Raw genomic sequence first — 13924 nt, forward strand, 5'->3', positions numbered from 1 at the left:
GCACCAAGGGGAGACGTCGCGCAAGACGGTCTGCCGGTGCGGGGTGCCGCGGACCGTCACGCCCGGGCTGGCGTTGACGGGGAGAGCGGCGCTGCATCCAGGCCGGTTTGCTTTTTAATGAGAATGAAATATCATTATCGTCCACTCGAATGAGGACGATATCTTGCCCGCCGCCCCACATCCACGACCCCACACGATCCGATGGCACCGGCGCGCCGCCATGGCATTGCTGGCGACGGCGCCAGGCATCTGCGCGGCGCAGCCGGGGGAGGCCGCGCCGGCCGCCGAGCTGGAGGAGGTCACCGTCACCGGCACGCGCGAGCGGGCGTACCGCGCGGTGGTCGCACCTACCGCGAACAAGAGCGATACCGCGCTGAAGGAAACGCCGTTTTCGATCCAGACGGTGACGCGCGAACTGATCGAGGACCGCGGCGTATTCACGCTGGGCGAGGCGATTCGCACCGTTCCCGGTGTGACGGCGCAGGTCGGCTGGGGCGGCAGCAACGACCGCTTTCGGCTGCGCGGCTTCGCGACCTCGGCGAACCTGAAGAACGGCTTTCGACGCAGCGTGTTCGCGCCGGTCGACGAGATGGCCAATATCGAGCAGATCGAAGTGCTGAAGGGGCCTGCGTCCGCGCTCTATGGCCGTTTCGAGCCGGGCGGCGTGGTCAACCTGGTCACCAGGAAGCCGTTGGACAAGCCGCAGCACAGCGTCGAGCTGACCGGCGGCAGCCATGATTTCCGCCGTGTCACGGTGGACAGCACGGGCCCGATCAGCGATACGCTGAGCTACCGGATCACCGGCTCCTGGCAGGACAACCGCAGCTTCCGCGATTTCGTCGATGCCGAAACGGCGTTCGTATCGCCGGTACTGCAATGGAAGATCGCGCCGCAGACGCGGCTGACGGCGGAGTTCGAATTCGGCCGCCGGCGCGGGGCCTTCGATCGCGGCTTCGGCAACAGCCCGCTGTTCCTGAACGTACCGATTCACTACAACTATGGCGAGCGGGACGCGCGGCTGGACAACGACAGCGCACTCGGCTCGCTGGTGCTCGATCACCGTTTCGACAATGGCTGGGAACTGCGGGCTGGCGCCCAACGGTCGTACGCGCGCACCGATGCGGTCTGGTATCCGTATGGATTCCCCGCGATCAGCGGCGCCGACAGTTCCGACCCGCAGGTCAATCGCCGCAAGCAGCGCAATATCGACCGGCAGACCGATACCACGCTGATGGCCGAGGCCTCGCGCCGCTTCGAGACCGGCGGCATCGGCCATCGCGTATTGATCGGCGCCGATTACAACTGGGACGAATGGGACTTCAGCGCGCAGGCCAACGTCGGGCCCGGCGGCTTCCCGGTCAATCTGCCGATCGACCTCTACCACCCGGTGCATGGCGCCGCTGCGGGACCGCTGCTGCCGTACGATGGTTCGCGCTACACCGGCCGCAATCTCGGCCTGTATGCCCAAGACGAGCTGCAGTTCGGACCGCATTGGCGCCTGCTGCTGGGCCTGCGCTACGACCGCTCGCGCTCGAGCGCGCGGGCGCAGTACCTGCGGGCGGCCGACACGCTGGTCCGGCATGACGATGCGTTGTCGCCGCGGGTGGGCCTGACGTGGACGCCGGTCGAGCCGGTGTCGTTCTACGCGAGCTGGGCGCGCTCCTTCCTGACCGAACCGTCCGGCGGCATGCTGCGCGCCGGCACGCTGCCCGCACCGTCGCGCGGCAAGCAGACCGAGGTCGGTGCCAAGTTGAGCCTGCTGGACGGCCGGCTCGAGCCGACCGTCGCGCTGTTCGACATTCGCCGCAGCAACGGCGTGGTCTCCGATCCGGAGGAATTCAACTATGTGATCCAGGTCGGCGAGCAGCGCAGCCGGGGCTGGGAGATCGACGTGCCCTTCAGCATCACGCCGCGCTGGCGCGTGCTGGCCAGCTACACGCAGTACAAGGCGGAGATCGCCGCCGACAGCAATCCGGCGCTGGTCGGCAAGCTGCTGGTCAATGCGCCGCGCCGCACCGCCAGCATCTGGACCACCTACGATTTCGCCGGTGCTGCCTCTGGGCTCAGTGTCGGCATCGGCGCGACCTATGTCGGCGAAAGGCAGGCCAATACCGAGAACACCTTCGCGCTGCCTTCCTACACGCGCTGGGATGCCAATATCGCGTACCGCTTCGGCAAGGCCCGCCGCTACAAGCTGCAGCTGACGGTGCAGAACCTCGGCGATCGCCGCTACTACGACTCCGGCGGCGCCTTCGTGCCGACCTATCCGGGGGCGCCGCGCACCGTGTTCGCCAGCTTCGGAGCGACGCTGTGACGGTGCTGGCGACCACGGCCCTGTTCGCCGGCCACGGCGGCCGGGCGTTGCTCGGGCCGCTCGATCTTGCGATCCCGAGCGGGCGTTTCGTCTGCCTGCTCGGTGCGAACGGCGCCGGCAAATCGACGCTGATCCGCACGCTGTGCGCGATGCAGGCGCCGGTGGCGGGGCAGGTGCATCTCGATGGCGAGCCGATCCACGCGATGTCCTCCGTGCAGCGCGCGCGGCGTCTTGCGGTGGTGCTGACCGAGCGCGTCGACGGCACGCTGATGCGCGGCTACGAGCTGGCCAGCATGGGACGCTATCCCTATCTCGGGTGGGGAGGCCGGCTGAGCCCGGACGACCATCGGATCGTGCACGAGGCGCTGGCCTGCGCCGGCGCGCTGTCGCTGGCGGATCGGCTCGTCGCCGAGATGTCCGATGGCGAGCGGCAGAAGATCATGATTGCGCGCGCCCTCGCACAGCAGCCTCGCCTGCTGGTGCTCGACGAAGCGACGGCCTTCCTCGACCTGCCGCGCCGCGTCGGCACGATGCAGCTGCTGCTGGATCTCTCCCATCGGAATGGCCTGGCGGTGCTGTTGTCCACGCACGACCTCGAGCTGGCGCTGCGCTATGCCGACGAGCTGTGGTTGATCGACGGCCAGCGGCGGCTGCATGTCGGCGCGCCGGAGGACTTGGCCATCGACGGCGTGCTGGGGACGAGCTTCGCCGCCGACGGTCTGACCTTCGATCTCGAGCGCGCGGAGCTGCGCGTGGGACCGGCGGGAACGCGTGCGATCCGGCTCGAAGGTGGCGGGCTGCGCGCCAGCTGGGCGGCACGCGCGCTGGAACGGGCAGGGTATGTCCGCGATCCCGCCGCCGCGCTGACACTGCGCGCCGATGCGAGTGGATATGCGCTCGCCGGCGACGACAGCGAGGCGACCCGCTATTCGACGCTCGGCGAGCTGGTCGAGGCGCTGCGTTCGGCGTCGAACGGGACGGCCATCGCGCAGGAGCGGCCGTGAACCGGCACGGGTTTGCCGCCGCCACCGCCGCGGCAATCGGGCTGAACATGCTGTTATGCGGCTGCACGCGGATCGAAGCGCCGCCGCGCGCCACGTGGCCGAAGCAGGCCGTCGGCGCAGCCGGTCCCACCGCCAATCTCGATGCCGCCTGCGTCGCCGACTATCGTCCCGGGGTCGATTACTTCCCCCACAAGACGACGTTTTCGCATGCGTCGCAACTGGAGGTCGAGTACGGCCCCCACTACAAGCGCGTGCGTTTCACGCCGAGCGTGGGTACCGGTGAACGGCTCGAGTATCTGCTGGTCCAGTGCGGTACGCCGGTCCCGCCGCATCGCGACGAGGTTCCGGTGATCATGGTGCCGATCCAGCGCCTGGTCACCGGCAACGCGGCCATGCTTGGCGCGCTGGACGAGCTGGGCCTGGTGGACCGCCTGTACGGCACGGAGAACGTGCGCAGCGTCACGGTGCCGTCGGTGCGGGCCCGGATCGCGCAGGGCCAGGTCCACGACATGTGGGGCTATGGCCATGCATCGATCGAACAGGCGATGTCGGTGCAGGCCGATGTCTACCTGAGCTTCTATTCGGCCTATCCGCAGGGCAATATGCATCCGCGCCTGTGGGAGCTCGGCGTGCGTGCGATCGCGCAGGCAGACCATCACGAGCCCCATCCGCTGGGACGTGCGGAATGGCTCAAGCTGCTGGCGCTGCTGTCCAATCGCGAGCAGCGTGCCAACACGCAATTCGCGTCGATCGAGACGGCATACCGACGGCTGGCCGAGTTGGCGGCGCGCGCACGGGCTCGCCCCGCGGTGATGTCCGGCTTTGCCGCGGGACGCCAGCGCTTCGAGACGTTCGGCGCGGACAATCAGCGCGCGCGCTTGATCGCCGATGCCGGCGGACGCTATGTGCTCGACGGTGGCGGTACAGGCAGCCTGGTTTACCTGCCGTTCGAGCGCGTCTATGCGCGCGGCGCCGATGCGCCGGCCTGGCTTGGCACGGTGGGAGGGCGCGCCGATATCGAGGCGTGGATCGCCGCCAGTCCGCTGCACGGGCGCTTTGCCGCGGCTGCCAGCCGCAACGTCCACGCATGGGACCGCGGCTATACCGGCGCCTGGGCGTACCCGTACCAGGACCAGAGCATGACGCAGCCGCATGTCCAGCTTGCCGAGGCCATTGCGGCGCTGCATCCCGAACTGGCGTCGGAAGCCGCCGACGTCCTTGCCGTCTCGCAACAGGACACGCCGGCTTCCGGTCTCACCTCTCGATTCCTGCGGAAACTACCGTGACGACCCTGACTTCTGCCGCGGCTTCGATGCCCCGGACTTCTTCGCGGCGCGGCCCGCTGATCTTTGCCGGCCTGGGGCTCGCCATGCTGGTGCTGCTGGTGTCCGAGCTCACGCTGGGCGCCGTGGCCGTGCCGCTGCCGGCCGTGCTGCAGGCGTTGACCGCACAGCCGATGGAGGCCGAGGTCTGGCGCGATATCGTGCTGGGCTTTCGGCTGCCCCGGGCAATCAATGCGATGGTCAGCGGGGCGGCCCTCGGTGTGTCGGGGCTGCTGTTGCAGACGCTGTTCCGCAATCCGCTCGCCGATCCGTTCGTGCTCGGCATCGTGCACGGCGCGCGGCTGGGCACGGCGTTGCTGGTCACCATCGCCGGCGTCGCGGGCAATGCGTTCCTGCTGCGCTACGGAGTGGTCGGTGACCTCGGCATGGCACTGGCATCGATCGCCGGGTCCACCGCCGTGCTGGCTCTGCTTGCGGTGCTGTCGCGCCGGGTCGGCACGGTGACGCTGCTGATCACGGGCCTGATGCTCGGCTATCTGGCGGTCGGCCTGATCAGCGCCTCGATGCACTTTATCGACGAAACGCAGGCGCGCGCGTTCAAGGCCTGGGACGATGCCAGTTTCGCCGGCGCCACGCGCCGGCAGCTGGAACTGCTGGTGCCCGGCGTGGCGCTCGGCCTGCTCGGCAGCCTGCTGCTGGTCAAGCCGCTGAACGGCCTGCTGCTCGGCGAGCGCTATGCCGAGTCGATGGGGATTCCGGTGGCGCGGGTCAAGCGCGCCGCGTTGCTGGCGACGGCGTGGCTGACCGGGCTGGTGACGGCGTTCTGCGGCCCGGTTGCCTTCCTCGGCCTGGTCTCGGCCCAGGTGGCCCGCACGCTGTGGCGTTGCGCGGACCATCGCGTGCTGCTTCCGGGCGCGGCGCTGGTCGGCGCGGTGCTCGGCCTCGCGGCGGATCTGGTGGTGCATCTGCCCTGGAGCCGGCATGTGTTCCACCTGAATGCGGTGATCGGCCTGGTCGGCGCGCCGGTGGCGCTCGCCATGCTGTACCGGACCAAGGCCTTGCATCGGACCGAATGAGAATGCCCGTACGCGCGTCTTTCCCGATACGCGCGTTTTTTGTGTTGAAGTGCAATTAACCGCCAGGATTTTACCCAAACCATCGATCCCGGCATGCAAGGCGAGCGGCTTGGACCGCTGTCGTTCGCAGCGCTAAAATCCGCGGCTTCGATCCTCGCCTTGGACGTCCTGGTGCCGCGTTCCCATTCGTATCACGCCATGATTCAAGCCACGCTGGCGGTGCTGGCGCTGGCCCTGCTTTCGCCGTCGGCGGAAGCTGCAGGGGATCCGCGCGCGGGCAAGGCGGCATTCGACCGCAAATGCGCGTCCTGCCACAAGGTCGGACCGGGCGCGCGCAGCGGCTTCGGTCCGCAGCTCAATGGCATCGTGGGCCGCAAGGCTGGGGCGGCCAGCGATTACCCGTATTCGAATGCGATGCGCGGTGCGGGCATCGTGTGGTCCGACAACACGCTGGCCGCATTCCTCCGTGCGCCGGAGCAGGTCGTCCCCGGCAACAAGATGCGCTTCTGGGGAATCGGCAGCGCCAGGCAGATCGACGATCTGCTGGCGTATCTGCGGCAATTCCAATAGCCTCGCTGTCGTGCCGATTGCTACCGAAGGAGAGTCCCACGATGTTCAGCCATGTCACCGTCGGCGTCGCCGATCTATCGCGTGCTGGAAGGTTCTACGATGCCCTGTTGACGCCGCTGGGCCTGCGCCAGCGTCAAGTCATGCCGGATGGCGGTCCGCCGGCGCTGTGCTGGATCCAGCCGGGTGAGGCGCTGCCGCGCTTCTACGCCTACATCCCGTTCAACGGGCAGCCGGCCACCGCGGGCAACGGCACCATGGTGTCGTTCCTTGCGCCTTCGCCGCAGGCCGTCGAGCAGGCCTATGCGGCCGCGATGGCGGCCGGCGGCACGGACGAAGGCCCACCTGGGCCACGGCCGCATTACGGCGAGGGGTATTTCGGCGCCTATCTGCGTGATCCGGACGGCAACAAGGTCCAGGTGGTCCATCGCGGCGATCTGCCTGCGGCTTCGGCCTGAAGGACCGTCGCCGCCGATTTCGATGAGGGCAGCGGGGCGGCGGCCCACTCAGCGCCGCATCTGCGATGCCGCCACGAATGCGACCAGCGCGATGGCGGCCAGGCCGCTGCCCGTCATCACGACGCCTTGCCATCCGGCCTGTGCGTACACGAAGCTGGCCACCGCCGAACCGGCCGCGCCGCCGATGAAGATCGCGGTCATGTACAGCGCGTTCAGGCGCGCACGGCTGGCGGCATCGAGCGCATAGATCGCGCGCTGGCCCAGCACCATGTTCATCTGCACGGCGAAGTCGAGCACGATGCCGGTGGCGGCGAGGGCGTAGACGCCGTAGGGGCCGGTGGCCAATCCCGGCACAAAACTCAGCGCGGCGAGCGCCATCGCGGCGAGGGACGCGATACGGGTGTGTCCGGCATCGGCAAGGCGTCCGGCGATCGGCGCCGCGACGGCGCCCAGCGCGCCAACCAGTGCGAAGATGCCGATCTGCGCTTGCGACAGGCCGTGGCGGCTGGCCAGTTCGAGCGGCACCGCGGTCCAGAACAGGCTGAAGGCGGCGAACAGCAGGCCCTGGTACAGCGCACGCTGGCGCAGCAGCGGAAAGCGCGCCAACAGATGCCACAGCGAAACCAGCAGTTGGCCATAGCGGGCACGGTGTTCCGGCACGCGGCGCGGCAGCGTCAGCGCGATGATCGCCACGGTGGCCAGCGTCATCGCCGCCGCGGCGACAAAGACCGCGCGCCATCCCAGCGCCTCGGCCAGCAGGCTGGACAGCGGCCGCGCCAGCAGGATGCCGGACAACAGGCCGCCCATGATGGTGCCGACCGTGCGGCCGCGCGTGGCCTCCGGCGCCAGATGCGCGGCCAGCGGAATCAGGATCTGCACGCTGACCGAACTCAGCCCCAGCAGCAGCGACACCAGCAGGAAAGGACCGGGCTGCGTCGACAGCGCCGCGGCGACGAGGCTCGCCGTGGCCGCCGTGCCGCTGAGCAGCAGCAGCCGGCGGTTTTCGTAGAGGTCGGCGAGCGGCACCAGGAAGAACAGCCCGACCGCATAGCCGATCTGTGTCAGCGACACGATCAGGCTGGCGTTGCTTGCGGACAGGCCGATCTGCGGGCCGATCAGTTCGATCAGCGGCTGCGCGTAATACAGATTGGCCACCAGCACCCCGGCGCAAAGCGAGAACAATGCGACCAGCGTGGCGGGCATCGCACGCGCGTGGGAAGCCGATGGGGCGAGAGCGGAAGGAGCGGGCATGTTGATGGCCTCGGACTTGTCGGTTGGAATGTCCGAAGCTTAGGGGGACGGGTCGTTGCGGTGAATGCCATGCCGGCGCAAATCAGCGTTGCGCCCAAGACAATGCGTCGCGTGCGGGCGTCAGCAGCGGCCCTGCGCCAAGGCCGGCAGCCCCTCCAGGAAGGCGAGAAAGGCGGCGATACGGCGGGAGCCACGCTGGTTCGGCAGATACAGCGCCGACACGCCGCTGCTGACCTGATCCGGGTTGACGGTCCAATCGTCGAACAGGCGCCGCAGTCGTCCCGCCTCGATATCGGCATCGGTGACCCAGTCCGGCAGCAGGCCGATCCCGGCACCGGCCAACACAAGCTCGTGCAGCACGTCGATGTTGTTGCTGCGGAAATGGCCCCGGACCGGCACGATTTGCCGTTCCCCATCCCGCTCGAACGTCCAGACCTGATCACGCGCACCGTAGCCGAAGCGGAAGCGCAGGCAGGCATGGCCGACCAGATCCTCGGGAAGCGACGGCGTGCCATGCCGCTGCAGGTAGGCGGGACTCGCGACCACATGCCGGCGGAACGTGCCGATCTGTCGCGCGATGACATTGTCGTACGACGAGGCATTGCCGATGCGCACCGACAGGTCGAAGCGGTCGCCGAGCAGATCGACGATGTCGTCGGTCAGCGTCACCTCCAGCTCCAGCTGCGGATACCGTTCGAGCAGCGCGCCCAGATGCGGGGCGATGCAGCGGCGGCCAAAGGCGACGGGAAGCGACACGCGCAACTGGCCCACCGGTATGTCGCCGCGGTCGGCGATCAGCGCATCGGCTTCCTCGACTGCCTCGAGAATCCGTCGGGCCTGCTGATAGTAGGCGGCGCCCGCCTCGGTGACGGTGACCTGGCGCGTCGAGCGGTTCAGCAGCACTGCGCCGAGCGATTGCTCGAGGCCGTCCAGCGCGCGCGTCACCGACGAGGTGGCCAGGTCCAGCCGCCGCGCCGCGGCGGAAAAGCCTTTGGCGTCGACGGTCTCGACGAACATCTTCAGCGCAAGCAGTTTGTCCATCGGGTTCAGCGTCCGGCGTTGCCGGTGTTTGTTCGGTTCGGATACATCGCCGGCATGATACGTGCGAAGCGAGGGAGAGGCGAGGAAGAGGCGAGGGCCTAGTCGAGAAACAGGTCTGCAATGACCGAACGCAGCCAGCGATTGGCCGGGTCCTGGTGATAGCGCTCGTGCCAGTGCTGCTTGATCGAGAAGGTCGGCAGCGGGAAGGGCGGGGCCAACGCCTTGACGTTGGCGATACCCATCAGCATCTGCGCCACGCGCTCCGGCACCGTGGCGACCAGGTCGGTATTGGCCAGCAGATTGCCCAGCCCCGGCAACGTCGGCAGCGACAACGCGACGTTGCGCGTGACCCGCCGCCGCGCCAGCTCGCGTTCGAGCAGTTCATGGCCGGTGCCCGCGGCGGTGATCGCCACATGTTTTTCGCGCTTGAACAGCGTGGCCGTCATGCGCCGCTCGACTCGGGGATGGTCCTGCCGCACGACGCAGGCAAAGCCCTGATTGAACAGGCGTTGCTGATAGAAGCCTGCCTCCAGCTCGGGCATGAATCCCACGGCGAGGTCCGACGCCCCGGTTTCGAGCTCCTTGGGTGTCTCCGTCGAGATTCGCATCACTTCCACGCGAATCGCAGGCGCCAGTGTATTGAGCCGGTTCATCAGTCCCGGCAGAAACTGCAGGTGCGAGATATCCGTCATGCTGATGCGGAAGGTGCGTTCCGAACGCGGCGGGTCGAACACCACCTGCTGCTGCGTGGCGGTGCGCAGGATCGCCAGCGCCTGCCGGAATGGCTGGATCAGCGTCTCCGCATGCGGGGTCGGCAACATGCCTTCGGCGGTCCGGACGAACAGCGGATCGCCGAACTGACGGCGCAGCCGGCCCAGCGCCAGGCTGACCGAGGTCTGCGGCAGGCCCAGATGTTCGCCCGCGCGGGACACGCTGCGGGTCTTGTAGACCTCGTCGAAAACGGCCAGCAGCTTCGTATCCATTATTGAAAATCCCGCTTGAGCCTATGTCGGCCATTGCATGGACGCCATAGTGCCATTGCCCTAATCTTGCCGCAAGGCGCCACCGGACAGCGCGCCGCATACAGACAGGACATTGTTGGAGACATTGCATGCAGACAGGCAAGCTGGGGAGATGGCTCGCTTGTACCGCGCTGGCTGCACTGCCCGCGGTATCGACGCTTTCCCATGGGCAGGACTGGCCGAGCGGTCCGGTGCGGGTGATTGTGCCGTTCGCGGCGGGCTCGACGCCGGACATCACCGCGCGGCTGATCGGCGAACGGCTGACGGCGCGCCTGGGGCAGCCGATGGTGGTGGAGAACAAGACTGGCGCCGCCGGCAATATCGGCACCGACGCCATCGCCAAGGCCAGGCCCGATGGCCAGGTGATCGGACTCAGCATCGCCGGTCCGCTGGCCGTCAATTCGCTGCTGTACCGCAAGATGCCGTATGACCCGGCGCGCGACCTGCAGCCGGTGACCATCGCGACCAGCCAGCCCGCGGTGCTGGTGGTGGCCAACCGCGTGCCGGCGGGCAACGCCGCCGAACTGCTGGCGCTGCTGAAGAAGCAACCGAAGGCATTGAGCTATTCGTCGATGGGCGCGGGCACGATCTCGCATCTGGCGGTAGCGGCGCTGGCCGCGCGCAGTGGGGCCGATCCGGTTCACGTGCCGTATCCCGGCTCCGGTGCCGCGGTCACCGCGGTGATCGCCGGCGACGTCGACATGGCGATCCTGCCGGCGGCCACCGTGATGCCGCATGTCAAGAGCGGCCGCATCAAGGCGCTCGCGGTCGCGAGTGCGAAGCGTTCGCCATCGCTGCCGGACCTGCCGACGCTGGCGGAGGCCGGCATCGCGGACGTACAGGCCGATGCGTGGATCGGTTATGTGGTGCCGGCCGGTACGCCGGCGCCGATCGTCAGGCGGCTGCACGACGAGATCGTCGCCGCGCTGGCCGAGCCGGCGCTGCGCGAAAAGATGCGCCTTCAATATATGGACCCGGTCGGCAACACGCCCGACGCGTTCCGCCGCGTGATGGCGGAGGACGTCGCGCGCTGGAAGCCGGTCATTGAAAAACATGGGATTCGGCTGGACTAGCATGGCAACGACGATGGAAGAACTGGATCGCGGGGACACGTTGACGGAGGCGCGGCGCGACGTCCCGGTGCTCGGCCCCTTTGACGTGGTGGTACTGGGCGGCGGCCCCGCCGGCATCAGCGCAGCCGCGGCAGCCGCCTGCAATGGCGCGCGGGTGTTGCTGGCCGAACGCTACGGCTTCCTCGGCGGCATGGGCACCGCCGCCGGCGTGACGAACTTCTGCGGCTTGCATGCCAACGTGTTTGGCGACATCCGCCAGGTCGTGCATGGCGTCGCGGATGACCTGCTGATGCGGATGCGCAGGCTCGATGGCCTGAACGAACCGCATCTGGTGCTCGGCAAGATCCACGCGCAGGCCTACGACATGTCGGCGTTCAAGTGCGCCGCCGATGCGCTGCTGGCCGATCACGGAGTCCAGTTGCTGTTCCATGCGCTTGCGGCAGGCGTCGTTCGTCATGCGGACGGCGGCCTCGACGCGCTGCTGCTCGAGACCAAGTCCGGCCGCGTCGCGGTGCGCGCGCGCTGTTTCATCGATTGCTCCGGCGATGCCGATATCGCCCACTGGGCCGGTGTGCCCACCGAGAAGGGCGACGGGCACGGACATATGCTGTATCCCACGCTGATGTTCCGCGTCGGCAATGTCGACGCGCAGCGCGCCGGCGAGGCCTGGAAGACCATCCCGGCGCTGATGGACGAGGCCGAGGCCGCCGGGGAATTCCGCTTCCCGCGGCGTGGCGCGGTGGTACGCCCGCAGAAGCATCCGTACGAGTGGCGCGTCAACGTGACCCAGCTCCGCAAGCTCGACGGCTCCGCGACCGACGGTACCGACGCATATTCGCTGAGCGAAGGCGAGATCGAGGGCCGCCGCCAGATCGTCGAATATCTGCGCTTCCTGCGCGCCAGGGTGCCCGGCTTCGAACGGGCCTATGCGCTCGACATTGCGCCGCAGCTGGGCATTCGGGAAACGCGCCGGCTGATCGGCGAGACCATGCTGACCGCCGACGACGTGTTGAACTGCGCCGATTTCCCCGATGCAATTGGCGTCAACGGCTGGCCGCTGGAGAAGCATGTGGCCGGCGACGTGCAATGGGTATGGCCGCCGATTCCGGATTCGCGCGGCTACAACCAGCTGCCATACCGGATGCTGCTGCCGCGGCGCGCCAGTGCGGGCGGCGTCGACAATCTGCTGGTGGCGGGCCGCTGCGCGTCGATGACGCATGACGGGCAATCGGCGGCGCGTGTGTCGGGCGCCTGCTTCGTGATGGGCCAGGCGGCCGGTACCGCGGCCGCACTGGCGGTACGGGACCGCTGCTCGCCCCACGACATCGACGTACCGGAGTTGCAGGCCGTGCTGGTCAGGCAGGGCGCCTTTCTGGGCGACGGCAAGCAGGCGCGCGCTTAGCCCTGCACCGCCGGCAGCGCCGGGCGGGCGGCCGTATGCCCGCGGCCCAGCACCAGCATCGTCAATCCGGCCAGTACGGCGGGAATGCCGACCAGCACGAACAGCGCCGGCATGCCCAGGCCCAGCGACAGCATCGCGCCGCCGCCGACGGAGCCGACCACCGAGCCGATGCGGCCGACACCGTTGGCCCAGCTGACGCCGGTCGCGCGGCAGTCGGTCGGGTAGTAGGCCGCCGACAGCGCGTTTGCGCCGACCTGCGAGCCGGACACGCAGAAGCCGGCCCAGAACACGGCGACGGCGGCCAGCACCGGGCTTGCCGTCACGTTGCCGATCACGGCGGTGAACAGGCCGGCCAGCGTGTAGCTGGCGGCAAGCACATGATGCGGATTGAGCCGGTCCATCAGCCAGCCGAGCACGATGGCGCCGACGGTGCCGCCGACCTGGAACATCGCGGTGACCAGCGCTGCGTGCTTCAGCGAGATGCCGGTGCCGCGCAGCACGGTCGGCAGCCAGCTCGACAACAGGTAGATCACCAGCAGGCTCATGAAGAAGGCGAACCACAGCAGCAAGGTGCCGCGCAGCAGCTCCGGACGGAACAGATGCCAGACCGGCGAGCCGGCCTGCGTGCGCGGCGGCACCATGAACGTCGCGTCGCGCAGGTCCGCGTTTCGGTCGATACGCCGCAGCGCCGCGGCGACGCGATCGAGCTTCTTGCCCATGGTCACCAGATAGCGGACCGACTCCGGCAGCAGCACCAGCAGTACCGGCACCAGCAGCAGCGGCAGTACGCCCCCGACCACCAGCACCGAGCGCCAGCCATACGTTTCGATCAGGCCCGCCGAGGCCAGGCCGCCGAGCGCCGAGCCGATCGTGAAGCCGCAGAACATCGTCGTCACCAGGAACGAGCGGCGTTTGTCCGGGCAGTATTCCGAGGTCAGCGTGATCGCATTGGGCATCGCACCGCCGAGCCCGAGGCCGGTGATGAAGCGCAGCGCGATCAGCTCCCACAACGAGTCCGACCAGGCCGACACCAGGCTCGCGACGCCGAAGAACAGCACGCTGAAGACCAGCACCGTCTTGCGGCCGTAGCGGTCCGACAGCGGACCGAACAGGAAGGCACCGCCCATCAGTCCGGCCAGCCCCGCGCCGAACAGCGGCCCCAGTTGTGCAGGGCTCAGCTGCCATTCGCTGCGGATGGCCGGTGCGATAAAGCCGATCGCGGCGGTATCGAAGCCGTCGATCGCGACGACGAGGAAGCACAGCACGACGATCAGGATCTGGAACGGCGATAACGGCGCTTCGTCGATGAAGCGCGTCACGTCGATGGCGGGGCGCGGCATGGTTGTCTCCTTGGGATCCGCGCTGGGCGCGTTATGTTTGGGCGTGCGCAGAGCCGCTGGGTCCCCGCTTTCGCGGGGACGACAGACTTTTCC

Annotated in this window: 12 protein-coding genes; 8 read left to right on the forward strand and 4 right to left on the reverse strand. The window is 68.3% G+C overall.

Annotated features, from left to right (window positions below; translation table 11 throughout):
• The first annotated feature begins 220 nt into the window (after positions 1-220).
• The 6 genes from LRR16_RS05340 to LRR16_RS05365 all read left to right on the forward strand — a co-directional run bounded on the left by LRR16_RS05340 (position 221) and on the right by LRR16_RS05365 (position 6702).
• Complete coding sequence (locus LRR16_RS05340; RefSeq protein ID WP_232205067.1) at positions 221-2314, forward strand: TonB-dependent siderophore receptor; 2094 nt, start codon at positions 221-223, stop codon at positions 2312-2314.
• Entirely contained in the window at positions 2311-3318 is a 1008-nt protein-coding gene (locus tag LRR16_RS05345; protein ID WP_006576393.1) for an ABC transporter ATP-binding protein, read from the forward strand. The genes LRR16_RS05340 and LRR16_RS05345 overlap by 4 nt, the downstream gene beginning before the upstream one ends.
• Positions 3315-4604 carry an ABC transporter substrate-binding protein gene (locus LRR16_RS05350; RefSeq protein ID WP_232205068.1) on the forward strand — a complete coding sequence of 430 codons (1290 nt, stop codon included), beginning with the start codon at positions 3315-3317 and terminating at the stop codon, positions 4602-4604. Before LRR16_RS05345 ends, LRR16_RS05350 begins: the two co-directional genes overlap by 4 nt.
• Positions 4601-5677, forward strand: coding sequence for an iron ABC transporter permease (locus tag LRR16_RS05355; RefSeq protein ID WP_006576391.1), 1077 nt, complete (start codon positions 4601-4603; stop codon positions 5675-5677). The genes LRR16_RS05350 and LRR16_RS05355 overlap by 4 nt, the downstream gene beginning before the upstream one ends.
• 198 nt (positions 5678-5875) lie before the next feature.
• Entirely contained in the window at positions 5876-6247 is a 372-nt protein-coding gene (locus tag LRR16_RS05360; protein WP_232205069.1) for a cytochrome c family protein, read from the forward strand.
• Positions 6248-6288: 41 nt separating this feature from the next.
• Entirely contained in the window at positions 6289-6702 is a 414-nt protein-coding gene (locus LRR16_RS05365) for a VOC family protein (protein WP_232205070.1), read from the forward strand.
• A gap of 48 nt (positions 6703-6750) precedes the next feature.
• Here LRR16_RS05365 and LRR16_RS05370 read toward each other — a convergent pair whose 3' ends face one another.
• The 3 genes from LRR16_RS05370 to LRR16_RS05380 form a co-directional block, all read right to left on the reverse strand.
• Entirely contained in the window at positions 6751-7905 is a 1155-nt protein-coding gene (locus LRR16_RS05370; protein WP_197498351.1) for an MFS transporter, read from the reverse strand.
• A gap of 168 nt (positions 7906-8073) precedes the next feature.
• A complete protein-coding gene (locus tag LRR16_RS05375) occupies positions 8074-8994 on the reverse strand; it encodes a LysR family transcriptional regulator (protein WP_006576388.1) in 921 nt (306 codons plus the stop codon).
• A 98-nt stretch (positions 8995-9092) separates the two neighbouring features.
• Positions 9093-9977, reverse strand: coding sequence for a LysR family transcriptional regulator (locus tag LRR16_RS05380; protein ID WP_006576387.1), 885 nt, complete (start codon positions 9975-9977; stop codon positions 9093-9095).
• A gap of 128 nt (positions 9978-10105) precedes the next feature.
• Here LRR16_RS05380 and LRR16_RS05385 point away from each other — a divergent pair, with 128 nt between their 5' ends.
• Positions 10106-11089 (forward strand): tripartite tricarboxylate transporter substrate binding protein, encoded by a 984-nt coding sequence (locus LRR16_RS05385; protein ID WP_023264816.1) that lies wholly within the window; start codon positions 10106-10108, stop codon positions 11087-11089.
• 13 nt (positions 11090-11102) lie between these two features.
• Positions 11103-12491, forward strand: a complete 1389-nt coding sequence (locus LRR16_RS05390; protein ID WP_006576385.1) for an FAD-dependent oxidoreductase — start codon at positions 11103-11105, stop codon at positions 12489-12491.
• Here the strand turns inward: LRR16_RS05390 and LRR16_RS05395 are convergent.
• Positions 12488-13831, reverse strand: a complete 1344-nt coding sequence (locus tag LRR16_RS05395; RefSeq protein ID WP_006576384.1) for an aromatic acid/H+ symport family MFS transporter — start codon at positions 13829-13831, stop codon at positions 12488-12490. The genes LRR16_RS05390 and LRR16_RS05395 overlap by 4 nt on opposite strands.
• Between the last annotated feature and the right edge of the window lie 93 nt (positions 13832-13924).

Origin of the sequence: Cupriavidus sp. UGS-1, from assembly GCF_021213615.1 — a bacterium.
Lineage (GTDB): Bacteria > Pseudomonadota > Gammaproteobacteria > Burkholderiales > Burkholderiaceae > Cupriavidus.